Raw genomic sequence first — 25,609 nt, 5'->3', positions numbered from 1 at the left:
CACCACCACGACCCAGGTCGCGGGCACCCCCGGCGGTGCGCTGCGGATCGTCCGGTTGGCCAGCTTCGTCACCGGGACCTCCGGTGGGCTGCGCACCGCGTTGCAGCAGCTGGGCGAGGGTTACCGGGCGGCCGGGCACGAACCCGTGCTGGTGGTGCCCGGCCGCCGCGACGACGACGAACGACATCCGTGGGGCCGGGTGGTCACCCTCGCCGGACCACCGCTGCCGCACAGTGGCGGCTACCGGCTGCTGACCGCCCGCCGTCGGCTCGCGCGGCTGCTGACCACGCTCGCACCCGACCGGCTGGAGGTGTCCGACCGTGCGACGCTGCGCTGGACCGGCGACTGGTCGCGGGCGAACGGCGTGCCGTCGGTGATGGTCTCGCACGAGTCCCTCACCGGTCTGCTGGGCGCCTGGGGCGTACCCGGTCCGCTGGGGCGGCGGCTCGCCGACCGGCTGAACGCCGACACGGCCCGCCGGTACGACCGGATCGTCTGCACCACCCGATGGGCGGCCGAGGAGTTCGCCCGGATCGGCGTGCCCCACGTCGACCTGGTACCGCTCGGTGTCGACCTGGACACGTTCCACCCCGGCCGCGCCGATCCGGAGGTCCGGGACCGGTACGCGGGCGCGGGCGAGGTGCTGCTGGTGCACTGCGCGCGGCTGTCCGTGGAGAAGCGGCCCGAGCTGGCCGTCGACGCGTTGGCACAGCTGCGCCGGGCCGGTGTGCCGGCGGTGCTGGTGATGGTCGGCGACGGTCCGCGCCGCGCCGCGCTGGAAAGGCGCGCGGCCGACCTTCCCGTCACCTTCACCGGTTTCCTGCCCGACCGTCGTACCCTCGCGGCGGTGCTGGCCAGCGCCGACGTGGTTCTGGCCCCGGGGCCGGTGGAGACCTTCGGCCTGGCCGGGCTGGAGGCGTTGGCCTGCGGTACCCCGGTGGTGGTGAACGCGGCCAGCGCGTTGCCCGAGGTGGTCGGTCCGGGCGGGATCGCCGCCGACGGCACCCCGGCGGCGTTCGCCGCGGCCATCGGTCAGCTGCTGTCGCGCCCCGAGGCCGCCCGACGGGCCGCTGCCCGGCACCGGGCGGAGCAGTTCGGCTGGCCGGCGGCGGTCGCCGGGTTCCTCCGCGCGCACGGCGCCCACGCCGAGCAATGGTCGCGCCGAGCAATGATCGCGCCGACCGGTGGTCGCACCGACCGGTGATCGCGGCGGCTGGCCGGGAGCGGTCGACACCCGGGGCGGGTCCGATCGGCGGACCACATAGGGTGCAGGGATGGCGCGACCTGACGGGCGGCGACCCGACCAACTTCGACCGGTGACCCTGACCCGCGGTTGGAGCACCCATCCCGAGGGCTCGGTGCTCGTGGAGTTCGGCGGCACCCGGGTGCTCTGCACCGCGAGCGTCACCGAGGGGGTGCCGCGCTGGCGCCGTGGCTCCGGGCTGGGCTGGGTGACCGCGGAGTACGCGATGCTGCCCCGGGCCACGAACACCCGATCCGACCGGGAGAGCGTCAAGGGCCGGGTGGGTGGGCGTACCCACGAGATCTCCCGGCTGGTCGGCCGGAGCCTGCGCGCCGCGATCGACCTCAAGGCGCTCGGTGAGAACTCGATCGTGCTCGACTGCGACGTGCTGCAGGCCGACGGCGGCACCCGGACCGCCGCGATCACCGGTGCCTACGTGGCGCTGCACGACGCGGTGAACTGGCTCGCCGCCCGCAAGGCCCTGAATGGGCAGCCGGAGAAGGTGATGCACCGGTCGGTGGCGGCGGTGAGCGTCGGTGTGGTCGACGGTGAGCCGCGCCTGGATCTGTGCTACGACGAGGACGTGGCCGCCGAGGTCGACATGAACGTGGTTTGCACCGGCACCGGCGACTTCGTCGAGGTGCAGGGCACCGGCGAGGCCGGTGTCTTCGCCCGCGACCAGCTCGACGCCCTGCTCGACCTGGCCGTGGTCGGCTGCCTGGATCTGGCCGAAGCCCAGCGGAAGGCGCTACTCCCATGAACAAGGTGCTGCTCGCCACGCGGAACCAGAAGAAGCTGATCGAGTTGCAGCGCATCCTGGACGGGGCGCTGGGTGCGCACCGGGTGGCGCTGATCGGGCTCGACGACGTCGAGGCGTACCCGGAGCTGCCGGAGACCGGCCTGACCTTCGGGGAGAACGCGCTGATCAAGGCCCGGGAGGGCTGCCGGCGTACCGGGCTGCCGACGATCGCCGACGACTCCGGGCTGGCCGTCGACGCGCTCAACGGGATGCCGGGGGTGTTCAGCGCCCGCTGGGCCGGGCGGCACGGTGACGACCAGGCCAACCTCCAACTCGTGCTCGACCAGATCGGCGACGTGCCGGACGAGCACCGGGGCGCCTCCTTCGTCTGCACCGTCGCGCTGGTGCTGCCTGGCGGCAAGGAACACCTGGTCGACGGCCGCCAGGCGGGTCGCCTGCTGCGTGCTCCGCGCGGCGACGGCGGGTTCGGCTACGACCCGATCTTCCTCGGCGACGGTCAGGACCGCACGAACGCCGAGTTGACCCCGCAGGAGAAGGACGCGATCAGCCACCGCGGCAAGGCGCTGCGCGAGCTGGCCGCCCTGGTCGCCAAGGTGCTCCCGCCGGTCAGCTGACCGCCCGCTCTCCCGCGCCGTCGCGTCAGCCGAGGGAACCGATCTCCTGTTCGATGGCGCTACGGAGGTCGGGGCCGGCCAGTACGGCGCGGGCGGCCTCCATCAGCGGGGCGAGGAAGACGTCGGGGCCGGGCTCGCCGACGGCTCCGCCGAGCGCGGCGATCGCCGCCCGCCCGGCCGGTGACGGAACCAACGGCGCCCGCAGCTGCAGACCGCGTACGGCGGCCAGCAGTTCCACCGCGAGCAGGCTGGCCAGGTTGTCCAGCACGGTACGCAGCTTTTTGGTCGCCGCCCAGCCCATCGAGACGTGGTCCTCCTGCATGCCACTGGTGGGCAGCGAGTCCACCGAGGCCGGCGCGGCCAGCCGGCGGTTCTCGGCGACGATGCCGGCGGCCGTGTACTGCGCGATCATCAGCCCGGAGTTGACCCCGGCGTCGGGGGAGAGGAACGCCGGCAGGTCCCGGGACCGGGTGACGTCGAGCAGGCGGTCCACCCGACGCTCGGCGATCGCGCCCACCTCGGCGGCGGCGATGGCCAGGAAGTCCGCCGCGAAGCCCAGGGGCGCGCCGTGGAAGTTCCCGGTCGACTCGACCCGACCGTCGGGCAGCACCACCGGGTTGTCCACCACCGAGACCAGTTCCCGGGCGGCGGTCGTCCGGACGAAGTCCAGGGTGTCCCGGGCCGCGCCGGCCACCTGCGGTGCGCAGCGCATCGAGTAGGCGTCCTGCACCGCGTGCGCCAGGTCGTCGCGGTGCGAGTCCATCACCGCCGAGTGCTGCAACAACCGGTGGATGTTGGCGGCCGAGACGCCCTGCCCGGGATGCGGACGGATGGCGTGCAGTTCCGGCCGGAACGGCCGTTCCGAGCCGAGCATCGCCTCGATGGCGAGGGCGGCGGTCACGTCGGCCATGGTGAACAGGTGGGCGGCGTCGTCGATGGCCAGCAGCAGCATGCCGAGCATGCCGTCGGTGCCGTTGATCAGCGCCAGCCCCTCCTTGGCGGCCAGCTCGATCGGGGTGAGGCCGGCCCGGCGCAGCGCCTCGGCGGCGGGCACCCGTCCGCCGTCGGGGCCGAGCACCCAGCCCTCGCCGAGCAGCACCAGCGCGCAGTGCGCCAGCGGGGCCAGGTCACCGGAGGCGCCCAACGAACCGTGCTCCGGCACCCACGGGGTGACCTCGTGATTGAGCAGGTCCACCAGGGCCTCGGCGACCAGCGGACGTACCCCGGAGCGGCCGAGCGCCAGCGAGCGGACCCGCAGCAGCATCATCGCCCGCACCACCTCCCGGGGCATCGGCGCGCCGACGCCGGCGGCGTGTGACCGGATCAGCGCGTGCTGCAACTCGGCGCGACGCTCGGGAGCGACGAAGGTGTTCGCCAGGGCCCCGAAACCGGTCGACACGCCGTACACGGGACGACCGGCGGCCTCGATACCGTCCACGATGGACCGACTGGTGGCCATCGCTCCGACGGTGGCCGGGTCGAGGACCACCTTGGCGCCGCCCCGCGCCACGGCGCGCACGTCGGCGGGGGTGATTCCGGTGGGCTGGACGGTGACGGTCATCGCGGTACTCCGTTGTGCAGGACCTGGCGGACGAGAGGCACCCCGGGCCGGTAGGCCAGGTGCAGGTGGGACGGCGCGTCGAGGATGATCAGGTCGGCGCGGGCACCGGGCCGAAGCACGCCGATGTCGTCGCGGCGCAGCGCCCGCGCGCCACCGGCGGTCGCGGCCCAGACCGCCTCCGCCGGGGTCATCCCCATCTCGCGGACGGCCAGCGCGATGCAGAACGGCATCGACGAGGTGTACGACGAGCCGGGGTTGCAGTCGGTGGCCAGCGCCACGGTGACACCGGCGTCGAGCAGCCGGCGCGCGTCCGGGTACGGCGACCGGGTGGAGAACTCGGCACCGGGCAGCAGGGTGGCGACGGTCGTGGTGTGCCCGCCTTCGTGGCACACGCAGTCGAACCGCGTCGACGCCAACGCGTCGACGTCGGCGTCGGTCAGGTGGGTGCAGTGGTCCACGCTGGCCGCGCCCAACTCGACCCCGAGTCGCACGCCCGGACCGTGGCCGAGCTGGTTGGCGTGTACCCGCACGTCCAGGCCGACCGCCTGCCCGCAGGTCAGGATCGCCCGGGCATGGTCGGCGTCGAAGGCGCCCCGCTCGCAGAACACGTCGATCCAGCGGGCGTACGGCCGGGCGGCGGCCAGCATCGGCCCGCAGACCAGCCCCACGTACTCGTCGGGGCGGTCGGCGTACTCGGCCGGCACCACGTGCGCGCCGAGGAAGGTGGTCTCCCCGGTGACCTCGGCGGCGATCCGCAGCGAGCGGGCCTCGTCGGCGACGGTGAGGCCGTACCCACTCTTGATCTCGATCGTGGTGCTGCCCTGCCGTAGCGCCTCCGCGCGCAGCCGGCGCACGGTGGCCCGCAGCTCGCCGTCGGAGGCGGCCCGGGTGGCGCCGACCGTGGTGCGGATACCGCCACCGGTGTACGGCTCGCCGGTCATCCGGGCGGCGAACTCGGCGGCCCGGTCCCCGGCGAAGACGAGGTGGGCGTGGCTGTCCACGAACCCGGGGAGCACGGCCGCACCGGCGGCGTCGATCCGCCGGTCCGCGGGCGGCGCGTCGGCCGCCGGGCCCACCCAGGCCACCTCGCCGTCCTCGACGAGCACCGCAGCGCGTCGCCGGATCCCCAGCGGCCCGCCCTCGCCGCGACCGGCCACATTCGTGACCAGCTCACCGATGTTGTCCACCAGCAGACTAGACACGGGTGACCTCCGTGATCGCGATGGCCAGTTCCTGCGCCACGTCCACCCGCACGTGCCGACCGTCGCGGACCAGCACCTGACCGTCCACCACCACCTGCGCCACGTCGGCGGTGCTCGCCGCGAACCAGACGCCCGCCGGGATCACGCCGGCCGTGCGTACGCTGTCCAGCCGCACCGTGACCAGGTCGGCGCGGTCACCGACGGCGATCCGGCCGGCGTCGGTCCAGCCCAGCGCGGCGTGCCCGGCGCTGCTGGCGGCGGTGAACAGCTCCACCGGGGTGAAGTGGCCCCGCCTATGGGTGCGCAGCCGCTCGTCCAGCTCGACGGCGCGTGCCTCCTCGAACGGGTCGATCACGGCGTGGCTGTCACTGCCCAGGCTCAGCGGAATGCCGGCGTCGGCCATCCGGCGGGCCGGACCGATGCCGTCGGCCAGCTCCCGCTCGGTGGTGGGGCAGAGGCAGACCGCGGTCCGGCTGTCGCCGAGCAGCCCCACGTCGGCGCTTGTCGGATGGGTGGCGTGCACCGCCGTGGTGGCCCGGCCGAGCACCCCGTGCTCGGCGAGCAGCCGCGTCGGGGTGCACCCGTGCACCGCCCGGCAGGCGTCGTTCTCGGCGGGCTGCTCCGACAGGTGCACGTGCAGCGGCGCGTCGCGGCGGTGCGCCCAGCCGGCCACGGTGGCGAGCTGCTCGGCCGGCACCGCGCGTACCGAGTGGATCGCGGCGCCGAGCCGCGCGTGCCCGCCGTCCGGGTTGAACGCGTCGAGCCGTTCCGCCCACCGCAGCGCGTCGCCGTCACCGAACCGCTGCTGCGGCCCGACCAGCGGCCGGCCGTCCACCGAGGCGGTCAGGTAGCAGGTGTCCAGCAGGGTCAGCCGGATCCCCGCCTGGGCCGCCGCCTCGACCAGCGCCGCGCCCATCGCGTTCGGGTCGGCGTACCGGCTGCCGCCCGGCCCGTGATGCAGGTAGTGGAACTCGCCCACACAGGTGATGCCGGCCAGCGCCATCTCGGCGTACACCGCCCGGGCCAGCGCCAGGTACGAGTCGGGGTCGAGGCGGCCGGCGACCGCGTACATCTGGTCGCGCCAGCTCCAGAAGTCGCCGCGCCCGGCGTGGGTACGCCCGCGCAGCGCCCGGTGGAACGCGTGCGAGTGCGCGTTGGCCAGCCCCGGCAGGGTCAGCCCCGGCAGCCGCACCGCGTCGGCCAGCACCTCGACACCGGCGTCGGGCCGGCCGCCGGGCGTGAGCGCTGTGACGCCGGTGATCCGGTCGTGCACCGTCTCGATCAGCACGTCCGGGGTCGGCTCGGCCTCCCCGGGGAGCCAGGCGTACTCCGCGAGCCAACGGATGGCGGTCATCGGAGCAACTCCTCCAGCACCCGGGCCAGCGCGGTCACCCCGGTGGCGCAGTCGGCGTCGGTGGCTGATTCGGCGGGGGAGTGCGACACCCCGGTCGGGTTGCGGACGAACAGCATCGCGGTGGGCACGTGGGCGGCGAGCACTCCGGCGTCGTGCCCCGCCCCGGTGGGCAGCACCGGCGCGGCCAGCAGCCCGGCCAACCGGTCGGCCAATTCGCCGTCGAAGGCCACCAGCGGGGTTGCCGACTCCTCGGTCAGCGTCACCTGAGTACCGTCGCGCCGGGCCCGCTCCGTGGCCTTGCCGTGCACGGCCGCCACCATCCCGGTCAGCGTCTCCGGCTCGGCCGCGCGGGCGTCCAGCCAGCCGGTCACCCGGGACGGAATCGCGTTCGTGGCGTTCGGCTCCACCGCCACCCGACCGACGGTGGCGTGGGCACCACGCAGCCGGGCCTCCTTGTTGGCGGCGAGCACCGTGAACGCGTACGTCAGCATCGGGTCCCGGCGGTCGACCATCCGGGTCGTACCCGCGTGGTTGCCCTCGCCGGTGAAGTCGAAGCGCCAGCGGCCGTGCGGCCAGATGGCGCTCGCGACGGCCACCGGCGCGTCCTGCTCGACGAGCGCGCGGCCCTGCTCGACGTGCAACTCCACGAAGGCCGCGAAGCGGCCGAGCAGCTCCGGTCGGGCACCCGCCGGCCGGTCATCCAGCGCCTCGGCGAAGCTCACCCCGTCGGCGTCGCGCAACCCGGCCGCCCGCTCGACGTCGAGCGCGCCGGTGAGCAGCCGGGACCCCAGGCACGGTACGCCGAACCGGGCACCCTCCTCCTCCACGAACGCCGCCACCGCCACCGGCCGGGCCGGCCTGACACCCGCGGCGCGCAGCTCGTCGACCGCGAGGAAGGCGCTCACGATGCCCAGCGGACCGTCGTACGCCCCACCGTGCGGCACCGAGTCGAAGTGGCTGCCGGTCAGCACCGCCTCCCCGGCCTCCGGGTCACCCCACCAGGCGAACAGGTTGCCGTTGCCGTCGTCGGTCACCGGCATGGCCCGCTCGGCGGCCTGCGCCCGGAACCACTGCCGTAGCCGCAGCTCCGGCTCGGTAAGCGCGTACCGCAGGTAGCCGCCGCTGCGCTCGTCCCGCCCGATCGGGGCGATCTCGTCCCAGAGCTGCCGGAACCTGTCCAGCCGGTGCTGGTCCGCTGCCGAATGCGTCAACAAGAGCTTCCCTCACTCCGCCATCGGGACGCGGACGCCGGTGCGCTCGGCCACCTCGCGGGCGGCGTCGTAGCCGGCGTCGACGTGCCGGATGACGCCCATCGCCGGGTCGTTCGTCAGCACCCGCTCGATCTTCTGCCCGGCCAGCGCGCTGCCGTCGGCCACGCAGACCTGGCCGGCGTGGATCGACCGGCCGATGCCGACGCCGCCGCCGTGGTGGATGGAGACCCAGGACGCCCCGCTGGCGGTGTTGACGAGCGCGTTGAGTAGGGGCCAGTCGGCGATCGCGTCCGAGCCGTCGGCCATCGCCTCGGTCTCCCGGTACGGGCTGGCCACGCTGCCGCAGTCCAGGTGGTCGCGGCCGATCACCACCGGCGCACTCAGCTCACCGGAGGCGACCATCTCGTTGAACCGTACGCCCGCTTTGTCCCGCTCGCCGTAGCCGAGCCAGCAGATCCGCGCGGGCAGGCCCTGGAAGGCGACCCGCTCGCCGGCCAGCCGGATCCACCGGGCGAGGGACTCGTTCTCCGGGAACAGGTCCAGGATCGCCCGGTCGGTGGCGGCGATGTCGGCCGGGTCGCCGGAGAGCGCCGCCCACCGGAACGGTCCCTTGCCCTCGCAGAACAACGGCCGGATGTACGCCGGCACGAAGCCGGGGAAGTCGAAGGCGCGATCGTACCCGCCGAGGCGGGCCTCGCCCCGGATCGAGTTGCCGTAGTCGAAGACCTCCGCGCCCGCGTCGAGGAAACCCACCATCGCCTCGACGTGCTTCGCCATCGACGCCCGGGCCCGGTCGGTGAACTCGGCCGGCTTGGCCGTCGCGTACTCCCGGGCGCCGGCCAGCTCGACCCCCTCCGGCAGGTACGACAGCGGATCGTGCGCGCTGGTCTGGTCGGTGACGATGTCGACGGTTACGCCCCGGCGCAGCAGCTCCGGGAAGACCGTGGCGGCGTTGCCGACGACACCGACGCTCAACGCCCGCCGGTCCCGCCTGGCGGCGAGGACCCGGGCGACCGCGTCGTCCAGGTCGTCGGCGATCTCGTCCAGGTAGCGGTCGTGCACCCGGCGGGCCAGTCGGCTGCGGTCCACGTCCACGATCAGACAGGCACCACCGTTCATGGTGACCGCGAGCGGCTGCGCCCCGCCCATGCCGCCACAACCGGCGGTGAGGGTCAACGTGCCGGCCAGGGTGCCGTCGAATTTCTTGGCGGCGACGGCGGCGAACGTCTCGTAGGTGCCCTGGAGGATGCCCTGGGTGCCGATGTAGATCCACGAGCCGGCGGTCATCTGCCCGTACATGGTCAGGCCGAGCTGCTCCAGGCGGCGGAACTCCGGCCAGGTCGCCCAGTCGCCGACCAGGTTCGAGTTGGCCAGCAGCACCCGGGGCGCCCACTCGTGCGTCCGCAGCACACCGACCGGGCGACCCGACTGCACGAGCATCGTCTCGTCGTCGCGCAGCTCGGTGAGCGTCCGCACCAGGGCGTGGTACGACGGCCAGTCCCGGGCGGCCCGGCCGGTGCCGCCGTACACGACCAGGTCGTCGGGGCGCTCGGCGACCTCGGGGTCGAGGTTGTTCATCAACATCCGCAGGGCGGCCTCCTGCGGCCAGCCCCGGGCGGTGCGTTCGGTACCGCGTGCGGCGTGGATGCTGGTTCCCGGGCCGGGCGTGGCCTGGTCGGATCGCGTCATCGTGGTTCTCCTCCTAACCGAGGAACAACTGTCGACGGGCCGCCGAGGCTTCGAACGCCTCCAGCCGCCGCTGGGTCTCGGCCGGGGCGGCGTCGCAGATCGCCTGGAGCAGCACCATGGCCAGGGTCATCGGAGCGGTGTGCAGGTCGAACACGAGTTGCGCGCCGACCGCGGCGGGTAGCACCACGTCGGCGTGCTCGGTCGCCGGGCTCACCGGTGAGTCGGTGATCGCCACCACCGTCAGCTCCGCCGCACGGGCCTCGCGCAGCGCCTCCAGGGTCTCCCGGGGATAGCGCGGCAGCACGAACGCCAGCAGCGCCCGCGCCCCTGCCTCGGCGGCCTGTTCGAGACGGTCGGTGAGCAGGCTGCCGCCGTCGTCGAGCACCCGCACGTCGGGATGCACCTTGGCGGCGAAGTACGCGAAGTACGCGGCCAGCGGCGCAGCGGAGCGCAGACCGAGCACCGGCAGCGGTCGGCTGGCCGCCAGCAGACGCCCGGTCTCGGCGATCCGCTCCCGGTCGGCCAACTGGCCGGCCAGCCGGTCCAGGTTGCCGATCTCGGCGCGTACCGCCTGCTGAAGTTCGTTGCCGGCGGTGGTCGGGCCGGGCGCGGCGGCGGTCAGCTCGCGCAGCCGGCGACGCAGCGCCGGGTAGCCGTCGTGGCCCAGCGCCACCGCGAACCGGGTGACCGAGGGCTGGCTGACCCCGGCCAGCTCGGCGACCTCGGCGGCGGAGAGGTAACCGACGGCGGGGGCGTGCTGCACCAGACAGTGCGCGATGCGCCGCTGCGTCGGGGTGAGCCGGACGCCGTCGAACAGGCCGACGACCCGCTCCGTCGACGCCATGGCAGCTCCCTCATTCATCCCGTGACTCTATGCATGAAAACTTTCACCAAGCAACTCCGGGCTCTGGGCGGCCAGCGGCGGCGGGCCGAGCCAGTTGGTGCCGTCTCTGTAGGATCCGCATGGCGGTTGAGCGAAGGAGTTGGCATGCAGCCGGGAACGCCCTACAGGTTCACCCACATGCTGGGCGGGTCTTCGGTGGGCAAGGCGTGGGCGGCCATCGATGAACAGGGCCGCCTTGTGACGGTGGCAGTCCTGGATGCCACCGTCGCCGCCACCGAGGGTTGGCGGGAGGCGTTCGCCGGAATGGCTAACTCGTTGGCCGAGGCGCCCGAGGGTGTGCCGTACACGTACGCCGACTTCTCGGCCGCCGCGCCGTGGGTCGCCTACCCCGCCGAAGCTGGGCCGGGTGCGGAACGGCTGATGCGCTCGCTCGGGGTGGACTACCAGCCGATCCAGGCGGAGGCCAGGGCACCCGTCTCCGCGCCGCCACAGCCGGTTTCCGGTGCTCCGCAGCCGGTGTCCGGAGCCCCGCAGCCCGTGTCGGGCTCACCTGTCGTGCACCGGTCGGTGCAGATTCCCGAGCAGCCGGCGTCCGGAGCTCCGCACCCGATCTCTGGCGCGCCGGCCTCGCCGGGGGCGCCCCAGGTGGGGACGTCGGCACCGTCCGCTGGCGCGGCGACTCCGGTATCGGCCGCGGGATTCGGTCCGGCGGCGCCGGGCACATTCGGCGCCGTAGATCCGTTCGACTCGTCCGGCGGGCGCAGGATCGTACCCGTCGCACGTCCGCCGCGTAACCGGCTCCGTCTCTGGATCGGCGGTGTGGTGCTGACCGCGCTGCTGGCCGGTGGTGCCGGGTTCTTCGTCGGCGGCGCGCTCGACGGGTCGGGCGAGCCGGCCGGCGATCCGTCGGTAAGTGCCTCTCCGCCGCTGTACGACGCGACGCAGAACTCGTTGAACAAGACGAAGTTCGACGGGGACCTCATGCCGCTCGCCGAGCCCTGGCTGGCGCAGATGGGTGGATGCGCGGTTGACACGGAGGTCGGTGGTCCCGAACTGTTGGACGGTGAGAGCCGGCACGTCTTCTGCCGGTACCGCGGCGTGGCCGTGCATTTCGCCCGGTACGAGTCGGCGGCCACGAAGGAGGCCGCGCGGACCTTCCGCCAGGAGATGGGCATCATCGGCCGGGCACTCGCACCGGGTCTCAGGGAGGCCACCCAGAGCACCGGCGGCTCCAGTGGAGCCCCAGGCGCCTACGTCGAGTACGCGGGCAACGGCCACGACGGGCGGCCGGTTTGCGGGATCTGGTGGAGCCGCGACGACGGCCTCAGCTCCTTGTATCTGGAGACGCCCTGCGGCGCGGGGCTCGGTGGCAACTGGGACGCGCTTCGGGACCTCTGGCACCGGAACAGCTGACCCGGTTTCAAATCGTCCACCCGGGCCCGACACCGGCCGGCGGTGACACCGCCGGACCTCAGCGCACCGCGGCTCCGTCGGGTGGAGCGACCAGACAGACGTCGGCACCTACCGTGACGTCGGCGGGAAGGTCGATCCGAACCAGGCGCGCACCGCGGAAGATTCGCTCCGTGACCGCTCCGCCGTGACTGCCGAGGCGGACGATGACATCTCTGTTCTCGATCTCCTCCCAGTCGGTGATCTGGAACAGCCAGACCCGGGACCGTCCGGCCAGCAGCTCCGCAACGGTCCGCCGTGGACAACCGGTGGGCGGAGCCGGCGCCACATAGCCGTCGGCTGGCGGGCCGTAGTAGGACTGCGAGTTCCAGGACAGCCGGGTCGCGAGGAACAGGTCATCCGGACGCCGCTCGTCACTCAGGTGGCGCAGGGCGGTCCGGTAGTCGGCCACGTTGGCACCCCCACCCTGCGGGAAGGCGCGTTGTGGACGGGTTGACGCCGTCACGTCGAGGGCGAGCTGAGGAGCCGCCAGCGCGATGACAAGCGCCGCACCGAGCGCCCTGCGGACGCGACTGGGAACGCCGTGCCGGGCGTCCGGCGCGGCCACCGCGAGGCTGGCCAGCATCAGCAGAGCCGGCACCGTGTAGAGCGCCAGCCGACCGGTGAACGGGTAGACCGACGCGGCCGCGCCGACCAGTCCGACGATCAGCGGGGTGATCAGAATCAATACGGCGAGAGCGGCTACGCGACGCCACCACAGGACCGCACCGGTGACCAGCAACGGTACGACTATCCAGGCCGACCAGGACACGAACGGCACGCGGGCCAGGCTGCGATACGTCGAACCGAGCCAGTCCAGGGTGGCGGGAACGTTCGTCAGCGGCTGGTACGGGTAGATCGCCTTGCCCAGCCAGTACGCCTGGAGATGGGAGTCGTTCTGACCGGGTGCCAGGACCGCTACATAGATCCACAACGCAGCGATGATCCAGATTGGCGCGGGCAGCAGGAAGCGGCCCAGTTCACGCAACCGCTGCACCCACCGCTGTCCCGGACTGACGAGCGTGTGCAGCCCAATCAACACACCGAGCGCAGCGGCGACCGGTATGGCCATGGTGCTCAGTACGGACGTGACAAGTGCGATTCCCCAGAACTCGATGCCACTGCGCCGGGTCAACCTGTTCCGGCGGGTCAGGAGGAGAGCCGTTCCCACGAGCAGCGTCACGCAGAATGCCTCGGCGCTGTACGGCTTGAGTTCGTTCGAGTAGGCGATGAGGAAGGGTGCGATCGCGACCAGCAGCAGAGCGGTGAGCGCGGTGAGTGGCGGCATGAGCCGCCGTCCGAGCCAGCCGACCAGCGGCAGCAGCGCCAGCCCGAAGAGCAGCGGTACGAGCCGCATCGACTGTTCCGTTGGGCCGAACAGCTGGAGGGAGAGCCGTTCGAGCCAGAGCCAACCTGGCGGGGCAGATTGGCTGAAGGCGAGCGGCTCCAGCAACTCCAGGTAACTTCGCTCGCGCAGGTTGTGAGCCACGTACAGTTCGTCGCTCCAGAAGCTGCGCCCGAACGTCCACTGCCGGATCCGCAACACCGCACCAAACCCGACGATGATGCCGGCAAGCGACCAGTAGGGGAGCCGGCCCGGTGCCTTCACGATCGAGGGTGCCGCCCCGGACGCCGTCTGCCGGCCGTAACGGGACTGGGCTGGCGCAGCAGCCGCTAAGGCGGGGTGGACCGGGAGGCGGCGCGTCTCGGGCACGGCGAGACGCTACCAAGGGCAGGCATTGTTGCGGCGGGGGAAACTGTCGCGATGAGCGCGGGCAGGGTTACCGGGGTGGTTGACACCGCTGTACACCCGGTTCCGCATCCACGGGCGAGCCGATCAGGCGGGCGGCGGTCCGGTGCCGTCGGGATGCCGGCGGCAGTCCGATCAGGAACTCGGGAAAGATGCCGAAGAAGGTCCGAGCACTGCGCAGTTCGAGGTTGTGTGCCCGTGACCAGTGCAGTGAGTTTGTCGCGCGGGCCCAATGATGGGTCCAACGGACATCACCGAGCAGGACGACCGGGCGGCCGAGTTGCCACGAGCGTAGACCGAGCTCGTGATCCTCGTAGTAGAGAAAGAACCGCTCGTCCCACCCACCCAACTCGACGAACTCCGCCGTACGCGCCGCTACCGCCGCGCCCATGACCCAGGCGACGTAGACCGACTCGCCGGGACCGGCCAGGATGCGGTACGACCCGTGCAGCCGGTTCAGCGGCCAGACGCGCCGGTTACCCAGCTTCGCCGTCGCGTACGGGAAGCCGCGGCCGTTGGGCTGTGGAATGCCCTCCGCCGAGAGCAACTGGGGCGCAACCAGCCCGCCGTGCACGTCAAGGTGCCGTTTCAACACGGTGAGACCGTCAGGGCGAAGCTCGAGATCCGGGTTCGCGAACAGAACGTACTCACCCGCCTCGCGTAGCCCGATGTTGTTGGCCTTGGCAAAGCCAACGTTCTCCGCCAGTTGGATGACTCGGGCACCCAGTTTCTCCGCCACCTGTACCGAGTCGTCGGTGGAGCAGTTGTCGACGACGATCCACTCGTACGGTCTGGATTCGCTGTGCCAACAGCGGCGCAGGGTCTCCGCCGAGTTGTAGGTGACCGTGACGACGCTCCACCTACGTTCAGTCATCACGCTCTCCGAACTGTCAGGTAGCGGTACAGGGACACGAAGCCGAATCTCTTGCCGTTCCACTGCCGGCGGGCGGCCGGCGCCTCGACCAGGCCGCGCCCGACACCGCGAAGGAACGGTCGTAGCAGCCCTTGCCGGGCGCGGCGGGCGGCCAGTGCGAGGTGGGCGAGTGTCAGCACGGGAACCGCGACGAGCAGCAGTGGCCAGGTGAAGGTCCGGGCCGCTACGAGGAGCCGGTTGCGTGCCAAAAGTCGGGCCCGGAACCCCTGCAGGCTGCTGTCGCCCTCGACGCTGTGACCGCCCGCATGCGGTAGCACCAGGTCCAGCGGGCGAGTGCGTAGGCCCGAGGCATAGAGCCGGAAGGCCAGGTCGGCGTCCTCCCCCCAGGCGAACAGATGCTCGTAAAATCCGCCGAACCGTCGGAACAGGTCGGTGGGAAAGACCGCCGCGCCACCCGACGGCCCTAGCGGACCTCGGGACACCGTCGCCACCCGGTCGATGAAGAGGGAGATCGGGTGGAGATCGATGCCGACGTACGCGCCGCCGTACATGGACAGACCTACCGCGATCGGGCCGTCGGGATTCGCCGCGACGGTGGCCCAGACGCGGGCCAGGCCGTCCTCGGGCAGCCAGACGTCCGGATTCAGCAGCAGGACGTGGCTCGTCGTCGCGGCTGCGACGGCGCGGTTACAGCCTTCCGCGAAACCGGGATTCGAGGAGTCGGGAAGATAGGTGTACGAGGCGTCACCCAGACAACCCGCGATGGTCGCCTCGCAGCCGTCACCGGGGCAGTTGTCGGCGAAGACGAACCGGACCGGGAGTTCACCGACGGCGCGTACCCACGTCGGCAGCGTCTCGGCCAGCATGTCGCCCGACCGGTACAGGACGGTGACCACCGTCAGGCCCGTGGCAGACGTCTCGCTCACGTCGCGGATCTCCCCAGCCGGTGTAGGACGTAGAGCCCGGGTACCAGGCTCAGCCAGGTCGGATAGATGAACGGGTAGAGCTCGTACAGGCCGAACATGGCGAAATACACGATGAAGCCCCGGCCCAACTGTCCGGCGGGTGCGGTGGTGAACTCGAGCCGACGTTCGGCTGCGCCGACCACCAGTCCCAGGGCGGCGAGAAAAAGGACTGCACCGGCCGCTCCGAAATCGAGCAGCGGTATGGCAACGAACGTCGCGGTGTTCATGTGGTACGGCTGGCTGAGTTGGGACGTCACCGCGTACACATCCGCCTCGCCGACCAGTGGCTCGACGCGGGAGCCCAGAAATGTCAGGGAGTACGCGCCGTACCTCGGGTCCAGGTGCTCCCGTTGGGACCAGAGCCGGCCGAATGTCTCCGTGGACGAGCTCAGGGACAGATCGAGCGAGCCGACGCTGCTCGCCACGGCGTTGCCGCCGTACTGCGACCGGAACTCGTTCTCGAACGAACCGGTCCCCGCCATCGTGCGCTGCCCGCCGAGGAAGACGGCAGTGCCGAGGACCGCCAGGCCGATGAGGATGACCGGGGTCTTCGGGAAGGCTTTCGTCGCTCGCCGCCTCGGGCGGTACATCGACAGGGCGGCGATCAGCGCGGGCGCGATCCCGACGAGCACGGAGTTCTTGCTCGCGCCCAGGGCGGCTCCCACGGTGAAGACGCCGGCAAGAGCGTAGTAGATGAGCGATGTCCGCCAGTTTCGAGACAGGGCGCGCAGGAGGGAGACCGCCATCCCGAGGGTCCACGCTTCGGAGAGCAGCCCGATGACGATGTTCGACTGTTCCCGCAGCACCTGCCGTGCCGCATCCGGGTTGTCGGCCAGCAGTGGTGGCATGGCCCCCCGGAACCGGAAGGCCGACGTCGCGGCCGCGATACCGAGCAGAACGAACAGGTACGTCAGCAGGCGCCGTTGACTGGGCCATGAAAGCGTCGGCCGACGCGACTCGACGCCGTCGCGCCGTCCCGTCAGTCGCCGTCCGACAGCCCACGCGGTCAGGAACACGGCCACGTAGCCGGCGAGGACCGGCAACACCGCCTCGCCAGCCCAGGAGTCGTAGGGGCCGGGAACGGTAAGTACGGCGAGGAAGGTGGCACCCCAGGCGGCTGTACATGCGGCCAAACCCCACATCCGCGACCTCGCTGCGAGCAGGGCCGCTACCGCCAAGGCGAGTGTCACGGCGGCACCGGCGTCCCACGTGGCCAGGAGGAGGAGCATGCCGCAGGCGAAGGGGACGCCGACGGACCAGAGCCGTTTCTCCGCGGGGGTCATCGGAATCCTTGTCACCTCCCCTGGCGCTGGATCGGGGTCTGCGGTCGAATTCGGCAGCCGGACGCCATCCGCCTCAGGTCGGCGTAGCGTCATTTGCTGACCGCTCGGTACAGGTCAAGCCAGTTCTGGACGCATCGGGCGAAGGAGTGCTCCGACGCGTACTCCTGCGCCAGCTCGCGCCGATGTTCCGGGTCGCTGCCCGGACGAGTTGCCGCCCGGATGGCGGCGGTGATCGCCGGTGTCGTCAGGTCCGCCTGGTAGGCAAGCACGCCCGCACCCCGCCGAGTGATCTCCGCCAGCCCGCCGACTCCGGAGTGCACGACCGGAACGCCGAGGGACATCGCCTCCAGCGCGCTACGTCCGAAGGATTCCACTCGGGATGGTACGAGCAGACAATCGAGCGTCGGTAGGAACGATGCGGCATCCACGCGGCCGACGAGTCTGATGTTGGGACGAGCCGCGATTTTCAGTGTTCCGGCTCCGGCGACCAGGAACTCGGCATCGGCAAGTTCGTCCGCGATGTCGGTGATGAGGTCGACACCTTTCTCCCGCTCGAGTCGACCGAGGAAGCCCACCCGAATCGCCCTCGTCGACGGGTGGCGCGAGGTGACGTCCGCCGTCGGCCAGATCGCGGGCAACGGGTTGGTTATCACGCGTACGTCGTGGACACGTCCGCGTACCCGCAACTCCTCGGCTTCGAAAGCGGAAACCGCGACGGTCGCGTGCGGTCGTAGTCGACGAGCGATCAGGTCGAGCGCGATGTTCGCCTGCACCGCGGCTTTTCCGCGCAACGACACTGCGGCGTCACGGTACTGCCACAAGCTGTTGTGCAGTGCGACCACCAGCGGAGTCTGCCGGCCCTTGATGCCGAGCCCGGCTCTGACGTGCATCGCGGCGGAGAGCAGGTGGGCACTCACCACGTCCGGCCGCGACTCGTCGACGAGCCGCCGAATGTCCCGCGCGTAGTCGAGATCGACCCGTCGGGTGGCTGCGAGCCTGAACCACCTGATTCCCGAGTCGCGGAGCGTCGCCGCCACCTCGTCGTCGGGCGTGGCGGCCAGCACCTCCACCCCCTGCTCGGCCAGCGCCGGCAGCATCTCGGCGAGAAATCGCTCAGCGCCGCCAAGTTGCCGTCGCCCGGCACCACCCGTCGTACACACGAAGAGGACCCTCATCGAGCACGCAGTCCTTCGATGGCGCCCCGGGCCACCGCCCGACGGGTGGCACCGCCACCCACCCCGGCCCGTAGCAGCACCCCGAGGGTGTAGGCGGAACAGGCGATCCTTCCGCGCCAGCCAGCAAGCTCGCGACTCGCCCGGATGAACTCGCGGGTCTGCCGGCGCGAGATCTCCTCCGGCGGCCACCGTCGCTTGGCGCTCGCGTCGTCCTCGTGGGTCACGACGGCCGCCGGTACGTAGGCGAGGCGCAGCCCCAGCCGCCGGACCGCCCAACACAGCCGTAGATCCTCGGAGTAGAAGAAGGAGGACTCGTCGACGCCGCCGATGGCGTCGAGGGTTTCCCGGCGGATCGCCACGAAGGGCCCGGAGAACCAGTCGCCCTGTTCGGGCGGGGAGACTATCCGCAGGCGCGGTAGTACCAGGCTCAATCCGGTGGCGTGCGCGAGCCCGGCAGGCACGGTCAGGAAGCGTCCGGCTGCGGTCTGGTCCGCGCCGTTCACGTCGAGGACGGTCGGAAACGCGGCCCCGACCGTCGGATCGTCGAGACGCGCGGACAACTCCTCGACGGCGCCGGTTCGAACGACAATGTCGTTGTTGGACAAGACCACGCGGGACCGGGTGGTGTGCCGTACTCCCAGGTTCATGCCCTTCGCGTAGCCAAGGTTCACCTCCGAACGGAGGTACCGGGCTCCGGTCTCATCGCACATTGCCTGCAGGGCCGAGCTGATGTCAGCGGCGCTGCCGTTGTCCACGACGACAACCTCAGCGGCAGACGGCAGCGATCTCACGCAGGCGTTCGTCCGCTCGAAGTCTTCCCAGGTCAGAACGACGATTGAAACATCCACCGCTAGGCCACCCGATTGAGGAGAAGGTGCGACGACCGCCGCAGGCGCTGCCAGGTCCGGAACGCGTAAACGCCGTATGCGAGCGATGAGGCCGTGGCGGCACCGGTAGCGCCGATCCATGGAATGAGCAGGAGGTAGAGCACGACCGAGACTGACATCGTGACTAGAGCGACGGCCGTGGTGGCTCGCTCGCCACTCTGCTTGAGCAGCATGGCGCTCCAGGTCTTGCCGACGGCCAGCGCCAACGTGCCGGGCAGCAGGAGCAGCCCGAAGATCCAGGCGTCGCGGTAGTCGGGCACCAGCAGGCCGACAACAGCGAGCCCGATCACCGCCAGGCAGGCCACGGGAAACGCCGCCCGCACCGCTGCCCGGCTCTGGTCCTGGATGGCGTCGGGATCTCGTTCGGCGAGGATCCGCTGCGACCTGACCACCGCGCCGGCCTGTGCGAACTCCAACGCGGCGACGGCCAGGGCGTAGACGCCAAGTGGTCCGGCCCCGGCGAAGCGAGCCACCAGGACCTGACTCAATCGGTACGTCACCATCTGAGCGGAGACGCCGACGTGCAACTGGCCCACGGCGACGAGGTCGGCCCGGTATTCGGGCAGCCGTGCGGTCACCGCCGGAAACGGCCGGAGCCGTTGCGCCCAGACCAGGACCGCGCCGGCCAGGACGGCAGCGGCTGCCACCTGGACGAGAAGCCAGACCAGACTCCAGTGGCTGCCGTCGCGCTCGTCGCCGACGAGCAGGATCGCGTACCCAGCCATCAGCACACCGCCGCCTGCCGCCCGGGTGGCATACACGAGCCAGAATTTCTTGAGGCGTAGACCCAGCGCGGCTGCCGTGTTGAAGACGGTGAGGGCGCAGGCGGCGCCGATGCCCACCGTGAAGCTGCCGATCCCGGCCAGCGCTGTCATCGCTGCTGCGGCTGCGGCCGTGAGCCCGAGCGAGACCCCGAGGATGCCGAGAATCCAGCTGCGTCCGCGAGACATGATCCAGCCAGCGGGACGCGACAGCAGGAAGGTGTCGGTCGAGAAACCACCGATCGCAGCCCCCATCGTGGCGGCCACCATGTTTGCCGCGAGTTCACCGCGTTCGGTCGCCGGAAGCGCAACCGATACGACGGCGGCGAGGCCGGTCATCCCGAGCGCGGCAATGTAGAGACGTTCGGGTGAGAGGCGGCGGTGGATACCTAGCACGCGTTGTCCTCGGTCGATCCCGGGCTGACGTCTTGCCGAGACCGGGCAGCGTCGGCCAGCCACACGCTTCCCACTCGTCTCCCCCGAAGATGTGGTGGATGTGCCAGCATGAACGCCACGTCGCTGGCACTTTCTACCCGAACGACGCTCGGTCCCGCAATCGACCGCCTGGACCGAACCTGCCGCATCCGCCGAGCGGCCCCTCGGACATTTGACGACCTCACTCACCGGTAATCTGACGGCTCGTCCGGGGACAACAGACGTGGAGCCACATGTACCTCGCCCGTTACTTCGGCGCGCACTGGGCGACGATGGCGCTGCTGGCCCTGCTCGGCGGGGTCGGGGCGGGTGCCCTGGCCGCCAGCCAGCCCGCCAGCTATCGCTCTGAGGTGCAACTGCTCGTCAGCTTCGTACCGGAACCGCCGGACATCCGGGAGGCCGCCGCCCCGGCGCTCGCCGAACAGTTGATGCAGCGGCGGGTGAAGACCTACGCCAGCATGATGAACAGTGCGCGGCTGACCCAACCGGTGATCGATTCGCTCGGCCTGCCGGACACACCCGCCCAACTCGCCGATCGCATCGTTGCGTCGTCGACCGTGAACACCCTGGCGATCGACGTGGCTGTCACCTACGGCGACCCAGCGGGGGCGGCCGCCATCGTCAACGCGCTCGCCGCCGAACTGCAGCGAATCGCGGAGCGCGACGCAGCGCCGGCCGGCCTCGTGTCGAGGGCGCGGGTCTCCGTGCTCAAGGTCGGCGTCGTCCCCAAGGGACCTGAAGCGGTGCCCTGGCCGTGGCATGCGGCCCTCGGTGCGCTCGGTGGATTCGCAATTGGGATCGGCATCGCCGTGTGTCATGCCCACCGCAGGTTGGGCACACCCGTCAGCGCAGACCTCAAGGCTGCCTGGGCGGCGAACGTGCGAACGCACCCACTCGGCGGCGGTGCGTCGAGCCGATTCCGGCAGCATTAGCGACCTCCGGCGCGGAACACCTCCGCGACCGTACGCAGCACCACCTTGACGTCGAGCCAGAGCGACCAGTTTTCGATGTAGTAGTTGTCGAACCGCGTGCGATCGGAGATCGGCGTGTCCCCCCGCAGGCCGCTGACCTGCGCGAGCCCAGTTAGCCCGACGGGCACCCGGTGACGCGCGGCGTAGTTCGGATATTCCGCCGAGAACTTCTCGACGAAGTACGGCCGCTCCGGCCGCGGACCCACCACGCTCATGTCGCCGCGCAGAATGTTCCACAGCTGAGGCAGCTCGTCGAGCGACGTACGGCGCATGAACCGGCCGATTGGCCCGACCCGCCGGTCGTGCCCGATGGTCCAGTTGGTCTGCGACTCCTGCTCGTCCCTCGGACGCAGCGTCCTGAACTTGATGACCTGGAAGGACCTGCCGTGCCGGCCGATGCGCTCCTGACGAAAGAAAATGCCGCGCCCCCCTTCGGCGGCGGTGGCGACGGTGCAGAGTAGGAGCACCGGACACAGCACGATCAGAGCCACCGTGGCGAACAGCAGATCCGAGGCTCGCTTGACGGCCCACCGCGGACCGGAGAACGTGACGTCACCGATCTTGATGATCGGGATCGCCCCGATGTGGTCGGGGTATCCGCCCTGAGCCCGGGAGCCCCACAGACGCGGGACCGCCCACAGGTCGCATCGGGCACTGCGGGGACGTAGCAGGGTCTCCATCAAAGTGGACTCCGGACAGTCCGGGTCGGCGATGACGAGAACCTCGCACTCCAACAGGCGAACCAGGTGCTCCAGATCGTCGAGGGTGCCGCTCAGCGGGAGCGTGGCACCGCGCTGCCGGGCGGGGGCGTCGACACAGCCGACGAACCGTAGCCCGTAACGGGGGTAGCGGCGGAGGAGCCGGGCGAGTTCGAGCCCGACCGGCCCGCTACCGATGATGATCGCGTTGTGCTCCACCCACCGGCGCTTGCGTACGGCGATGGTGAGGGTGCGGCTGACCACCCGGCCGAGGATCACCAAGCCAGCCGACAACGCCACTCCCCGCATGAATCCGCTGACGTACTCGACGGAGGAGTGACGCAGCGCCGCGATGATGGCCACCACGGCGGCAGACGCCAGTAGTCGCCCACAGAGGCTCGGCAGCTCGTCCAGGATGCTCACGTGCCGGCGGGGCCGGTAGAGCCCCCCGGCGGCGAAGATGGCCACCGCGAGAACGGCGTTTGCCAACGTGCCCCGCCAGTATGTCTGACTCAGCAGCAGCGGGGTGAGCAGCGCGGCGGCGTCGATGGGAAGCGTCATCATCCATGCCCGCAGTCGTCGCGTCCGCGACGATGTACGGGATCGGGCATAGGGCAGGACCGCAGTCGTGTCGAGCCCGGAGGTGGCCTCGTCCGCCATCTCGTCGGCGACCGGCATCTCGACGGAAGCCGGGGCCGGTAGAACCTCGTCGTCGACGGCGTCCTGCCGCGCGACCCGTTGTTGTCCCGACCCGTCGGTGCGCTCGCCGGACGGGGGATGGCTGATTGTCGGCTGGCTTGTCATGGTTGGCGCTCCCCCCGTGGAACCCTTGGCCGCGTGACAAGTCTCAAAGGGCGACCGCAGGATACGGTCGGGTGAGATAGACCGCCATAGTAGGAAGGCTCGTTCCCTCTTCCTACTTTGCGGCGGACTGGATTTCCGGCACCGCGTCACGGCGCACCGCGTCGAAGAGCCGATCAGCCTTCGCTGTGTCGGCGAGCACTACACTTTCGTTGCCGATCCGGCCCGTGCCCTTGGTCGGGCAGGTGTAGAAGTCGAGATTTCCGCCACGCAGATGACGCAGTTCCATGCCTAGATCCAACAAAGACATGGACTCGTCGACGGCCACCGCGTCCGCCGTAGCACGGACGAACGAGTTCAGTCTGGTGGGGCTGGCCAGGGTGCCACCGGAGGCCGCCTTGTCGAGAATGGCCTTGATGACCTGCTGCTGGTGCTTGATCCGGGTGAAGTCACCGTCGGCGAACGCGTACCGCTCGCGGGCGTAGTCGAGCGCCGCGGCACCATCCATCTCCTGCTTGCCCGCGACGAATTGCCGCCGGCCGTCGGGGGTGAACGAGTGCCGGGAGGTGAAGCCCTGCTCGACGGTGATCTCGATGCCGCCGAGGGCGTCGACGATCTCCTTGAACCCGGCGAAGTCGACCATCGCCACGTGGTCGACACGAACGCCGGTGAACTTCTCCACCGTCTGCACCATGAGCGGGACACCACCCCAGGCGTACGCGGCGTTGATCTTCGCATCGCGACCGCCGCGCCCCTGGCGGGATCTCGGCACACTCACCCAGGTATCGCGAGGGATCGAGATGAGCTGGGCGCTGGACCGATCCTTCGGGAGGTGGGCAAGGATGATCGTGTCGGTGCGGGATCCCGAGGTGTTCTCCGGATCGCGGGAGTCGCTGCCAAGAATCATGATGTTCAAGGCGTCGGCCGCGACGACCTGTGGTCGGGACTCCTCCGGGACGTCCTCGAAGGCGTCGACCCGCTCGACGCTGGATTCGACGGACCGGTAGTAGAGCCCTGCGGCGAGCATCCCACCACCGACCACCAGCACCAGCACCAGGCCCATGATCAACGCTAGGCGCGACCACCGCCGACGGCGTCGTGGGCGCTCGGCCGGCGCCTTCAGTGTCGGCGGCTCGTCGGCGGGCGACGCCGCAGCCGGTGGGCTCTCGGAAAGCGACGTATCAGTTTGAACGTCCCCGTGGTCCTGGCGCATGATGAGGATGCTACTGATTGCGACCCCTGGCTCGCATTCCCCTGTCGTTGCTTTCCCGTGTCGACCCGTCGCCGAGCCGAAACACAGTGGAATGGGCGGTACGACCAACTTCCCTTTGTTACCCCACTGTTTCCGTTGATCTGGTAGAACGCAGCGGTGGATGCCGTCAAGCTGCGTCGGGCGATCGCCCGTACCCGCCTCGCCCCCGTCGCCGCCTTTCCGAAACGCCTGGTCGCCGTCGCCCGGCACGACGCCAAGGTGCTGCGTACCTCAGCTCGCTGGTTGGTCGCCTCGCGGGAGCATCACAACTACACGTACGAGTTGACCAAGCTCAGTCGGCACCATCTCGCCTGGTTCGTCAGCGTCGTCTGCGAGCTGCCGGTCAAGCAGGTCCGGGGGTACCTCGCCGAGATCGAGTCCGACGACGCGCTGCGGCAGCACATCAGCTCCGCCATCGCGGGCGCCGCCCGTCGCGGGCTGGCGGACCGGCAGGTGCGGTACGCCCGCCGGATCGGCTGGTACGCGATCGTCCGGGCCCGGCGGCCGAAGCACATCGTCGAGACCGGCGTCGACAAGGGACTGGGCAGCTGTGTGCTGGCCGCCGCGCTGCTGCGCAACGCCGCCGAGGGGCATCCGGGTCGGGTGAGTTCGATCGACATCAACCCCGAGGCCGGCTATCTCGCCCGCACCGAACCCTGGTCGGAGGTGATCGACCTGGTGATCGGCGACTCGGTCGAGTCGATCAACGCGTTGGACCGGCCGGTCGACCTGTTCCTGCACGACAGCGACCACAGCAGGGCGTACGAGCGGCGCGAATTCGCGGCCGTCGAGTCGAAACTGGCCCCTGGGGCGATGTTGTTGACCGACAACGTCACCCACACGAACGTGCTGGCCGAGCACGCCGAACGCACCGGGCGGCGGTTCCTCGCCTACCGGGAGACGCCGGCGAACCACTGGTACCCGGGCGACGGCATCGGCGTGGCATGGTAGCCGGGTGCGGCTGAGCGGGATCACCACCTATCCGGTCAAGGGTTGCCGTGGTCTCGTCCACGATGCGGCCGACGTACGACCGTGGGGGCTGGACGAGGACCGGCGCTGGATGCTTGTCGACGCCGACGGGATCGGTGTCACCCAGCGCGAGGCCACGTCGCTGGTCCGGGTGCATGCCAGCCCCGGCCCCGACGGGCTGCTGCTGCGCGCCGACGGTCAACCCGACCTGGTGGTGCCCGAGCCGACCGACGGCACGCCGGTGTCGGTGCGGACGTTCCGGCGGCGGGTGCTGCGGGTCGACGCGCTGCCCGCCGGCCCGGCCGCCGACGCCTGGTTCGGTGCGGTGCTGGACCGATCGGTCCGGCTGGTCCGACTGGCTCGACCGGCCCGGCACATCCCACGTGGCGACCGGAAGTACGACCCCGGGGACCAGGTCAGCTTCGCCGACGCGTACCCGGTGCTGCTGACCAGCACGGCATCGCTGGCGGCCCTCGGCGACTGGCTCGTCGCGGCCGGCGCGCAACCGGTGCCGATGACCCGCTTCCGGCCCAACCTGGTGCTCGACGGTGCCTCCGCCTGGGCGGAGGACGACTGGGCCGGGCGTGGGCTGCGCATCGGCGCCGTCCGCTTCCGCGCCGCCGGCCCGTCGGCCCGCTGCCTGGTCATCACCACCGACCAGGAGACCGGGGTACGCGGCCGGGAACCGTTGCGGACCCTCGCCCGGCACCGCAACATCGACCGCAAGCTCCTGTTCGGACTCAACCTGGTGCCGCTGGAGTCGGGCCGGGTGCGGCTCGGCGACCCGGTGGAACTGGCCGACTGACCAGGTGGACACGGCTCGGCGACGAGCGACGGACACCTCTTGCCGCCGGCCGTCCG

22 protein-coding genes are annotated in these 25,609 nt (G+C 70.9%); 7 read left to right on the top strand and 15 right to left on the bottom strand.

From position 1 onward, the window contains the following. The first annotated feature begins 40 nt into the window (after nucleotides 1-40). The 3 genes from O7605_RS14040 to rdgB all read left to right on the top strand — a co-directional run bounded on the left by O7605_RS14040 (nucleotide 41) and on the right by rdgB (nucleotide 2,617). On the top strand, nucleotides 41-1,204 hold the full coding sequence (locus tag O7605_RS14040) for a glycosyltransferase (RefSeq protein ID WP_269742632.1): 1,164 nt from the start codon (nucleotides 41-43) through the stop codon (nucleotides 1,202-1,204). A 70-nt stretch (nucleotides 1,205-1,274) separates the two neighbouring features. Then, a complete protein-coding gene (gene rph, locus O7605_RS14035) occupies nucleotides 1,275-2,003 on the top strand; it encodes a ribonuclease PH (protein ID WP_269739596.1) in 729 nt (242 codons plus the stop codon). After that, nucleotides 2,000-2,617, top strand: coding sequence for an RdgB/HAM1 family non-canonical purine NTP pyrophosphatase (rdgB, locus tag O7605_RS14030; RefSeq protein WP_269739595.1), 618 nt, complete (start codon nucleotides 2,000-2,002; stop codon nucleotides 2,615-2,617). The genes rph and rdgB overlap by 4 nt, the downstream gene beginning before the upstream one ends. A 25-nt stretch (nucleotides 2,618-2,642) precedes the next feature. Here the strand turns inward: rdgB and hutH are convergent, their stop codons facing one another. From hutH to O7605_RS14000, 6 genes are read right to left on the bottom strand one after another with little or no spacing between them, the layout of a single operon-like run. Next, the gene (gene hutH / locus O7605_RS14025; RefSeq protein WP_269739594.1) at nucleotides 2,643-4,178 is read right to left on the bottom strand and encodes a histidine ammonia-lyase; all 1,536 of its coding nucleotides are present in this window, start codon (nucleotides 4,176-4,178) and stop codon (nucleotides 2,643-2,645) included. Continuing rightward, the gene (gene hutI / locus O7605_RS14020) at nucleotides 4,175-5,380 is read right to left on the bottom strand and encodes an imidazolonepropionase (protein WP_269739593.1); all 1,206 of its coding nucleotides are present in this window, start codon (nucleotides 5,378-5,380) and stop codon (nucleotides 4,175-4,177) included. The genes hutH and hutI overlap by 4 nt, the downstream gene beginning before the upstream one ends. Then, a complete protein-coding gene (locus tag O7605_RS14015; protein WP_269739592.1) occupies nucleotides 5,373-6,734 on the bottom strand; it encodes a formimidoylglutamate deiminase in 1,362 nt (453 codons plus the stop codon). The genes hutI and O7605_RS14015 overlap by 8 nt, the downstream gene beginning before the upstream one ends. Beyond that, the gene (locus O7605_RS14010; RefSeq protein WP_443083925.1) at nucleotides 6,731-7,945 is read right to left on the bottom strand and encodes an allantoate amidohydrolase; all 1,215 of its coding nucleotides are present in this window, start codon (nucleotides 7,943-7,945) and stop codon (nucleotides 6,731-6,733) included. Before O7605_RS14010 ends, O7605_RS14015 begins: the two co-directional genes overlap by 4 nt. Nucleotides 7,946-7,957: 12 nt before the next feature. After that, nucleotides 7,958-9,634 (bottom strand): urocanate hydratase, encoded by a 1,677-nt coding sequence (hutU, locus tag O7605_RS14005; RefSeq protein ID WP_269739590.1) that lies wholly within the window; start codon nucleotides 9,632-9,634, stop codon nucleotides 7,958-7,960. A gap of 13 nt (nucleotides 9,635-9,647) precedes the next feature. Beyond that, nucleotides 9,648-10,496, bottom strand: coding sequence for a MurR/RpiR family transcriptional regulator (locus tag O7605_RS14000; protein ID WP_269739589.1), 849 nt, complete (start codon nucleotides 10,494-10,496; stop codon nucleotides 9,648-9,650). Nucleotides 10,497-10,622: 126 nt separating this feature from the next. Here O7605_RS14000 and O7605_RS13995 point away from each other — a divergent pair, with 126 nt between their 5' ends. After that, entirely contained in the window at nucleotides 10,623-11,891 is a 1,269-nt protein-coding gene (locus tag O7605_RS13995; protein WP_269739588.1) for a hypothetical protein, read from the top strand. Nucleotides 11,892-11,949: 58 nt separating this feature from the next. Here the strand turns inward: O7605_RS13995 and O7605_RS13990 are convergent, their stop codons facing one another. From O7605_RS13990 to O7605_RS13960, 7 genes are all read right to left on the bottom strand, one after another. Next, nucleotides 11,950-13,536: a glycosyltransferase family 39 protein gene (locus O7605_RS13990; RefSeq protein ID WP_269739587.1), complete on the bottom strand. Its 1,587-nt coding sequence runs from the start codon at nucleotides 13,534-13,536 to the stop codon at nucleotides 11,950-11,952. 172 nt (nucleotides 13,537-13,708) lie between these two features. Next, a complete protein-coding gene (locus O7605_RS13985; protein ID WP_269739586.1) occupies nucleotides 13,709-14,551 on the bottom strand; it encodes a glycosyltransferase family 2 protein in 843 nt (280 codons plus the stop codon). Beyond that, nucleotides 14,551-15,477: a glycosyltransferase family 2 protein gene (locus tag O7605_RS13980; protein WP_269739585.1), complete on the bottom strand. Its 927-nt coding sequence runs from the start codon at nucleotides 15,475-15,477 to the stop codon at nucleotides 14,551-14,553. Before O7605_RS13980 ends, O7605_RS13985 begins: the two co-directional genes overlap by 1 nt. Continuing rightward, on the bottom strand, nucleotides 15,474-16,799 hold the full coding sequence (locus O7605_RS13975; RefSeq protein WP_269739584.1) for a hypothetical protein: 1,326 nt from the start codon (nucleotides 16,797-16,799) through the stop codon (nucleotides 15,474-15,476). The genes O7605_RS13980 and O7605_RS13975 overlap by 4 nt, the downstream gene beginning before the upstream one ends. An 89-nt stretch (nucleotides 16,800-16,888) precedes the next feature. After that, nucleotides 16,889-17,974, bottom strand: a complete 1,086-nt coding sequence (locus O7605_RS13970) for a glycosyltransferase family 4 protein (protein WP_269739583.1) — start codon at nucleotides 17,972-17,974, stop codon at nucleotides 16,889-16,891. Beyond that, nucleotides 17,971-18,822: a glycosyltransferase gene (locus O7605_RS13965; RefSeq protein ID WP_269739582.1), complete on the bottom strand. Its 852-nt coding sequence runs from the start codon at nucleotides 18,820-18,822 to the stop codon at nucleotides 17,971-17,973. Before O7605_RS13965 ends, O7605_RS13970 begins: the two co-directional genes overlap by 4 nt. 2 nt (nucleotides 18,823-18,824) lie before the next feature. Continuing rightward, entirely contained in the window at nucleotides 18,825-19,961 is a 1,137-nt protein-coding gene (locus tag O7605_RS13960) for a lipopolysaccharide biosynthesis protein (RefSeq protein WP_269739581.1), read from the bottom strand. A 329-nt stretch (nucleotides 19,962-20,290) separates the two neighbouring features. Between O7605_RS13960 and O7605_RS13955 the strand changes: the two genes are divergently transcribed. After that, a complete protein-coding gene (locus O7605_RS13955) occupies nucleotides 20,291-20,989 on the top strand; it encodes a lipopolysaccharide biosynthesis protein (protein WP_269739580.1) in 699 nt (232 codons plus the stop codon). Here the strand turns inward: O7605_RS13955 and O7605_RS13950 are convergent. Together O7605_RS13950 and O7605_RS13945 are read right to left on the bottom strand one after the other, a co-directional pair. Beyond that, nucleotides 20,986-22,530, bottom strand: a complete 1,545-nt coding sequence (locus O7605_RS13950; RefSeq protein WP_269739579.1) for a sugar transferase — start codon at nucleotides 22,528-22,530, stop codon at nucleotides 20,986-20,988. The genes O7605_RS13955 and O7605_RS13950 overlap by 4 nt on opposite strands. Nucleotides 22,531-22,642: 112 nt before the next feature. Further along, nucleotides 22,643-23,848 (bottom strand): LCP family protein, encoded by a 1,206-nt coding sequence (locus O7605_RS13945; protein ID WP_443083924.1) that lies wholly within the window; start codon nucleotides 23,846-23,848, stop codon nucleotides 22,643-22,645. Nucleotides 23,849-23,896: 48 nt separating this feature from the next. Here O7605_RS13945 and O7605_RS13940 point away from each other — a divergent pair, with 48 nt between their 5' ends. Together O7605_RS13940 and O7605_RS13935 are read left to right on the top strand one after the other, a co-directional pair. After that, the gene (locus O7605_RS13940) at nucleotides 23,897-24,730 is read left to right on the top strand and encodes a CmcI family methyltransferase (protein WP_269739578.1); all 834 of its coding nucleotides are present in this window, start codon (nucleotides 23,897-23,899) and stop codon (nucleotides 24,728-24,730) included. A gap of 4 nt (nucleotides 24,731-24,734) precedes the next feature. Then, nucleotides 24,735-25,553 carry an MOSC domain-containing protein gene (locus O7605_RS13935; protein ID WP_269739577.1) on the top strand — a complete coding sequence of 273 codons (819 nt, stop codon included), beginning with the start codon at nucleotides 24,735-24,737 and terminating at the stop codon, nucleotides 25,551-25,553. The last annotated feature ends 56 nt before the right edge of the window (nucleotides 25,554-25,609 follow it).

The organism is Verrucosispora sp. WMMA2121 (genome assembly GCF_027460185.1).
Classification (GTDB): Bacteria; Actinomycetota; Actinomycetes; order Mycobacteriales; family Micromonosporaceae; genus Micromonospora; species Micromonospora palythoicola.
Note: the sequence above shows the minus strand (reverse complement) of the source record. Positions and strands in the feature narration are given on the sequence as shown.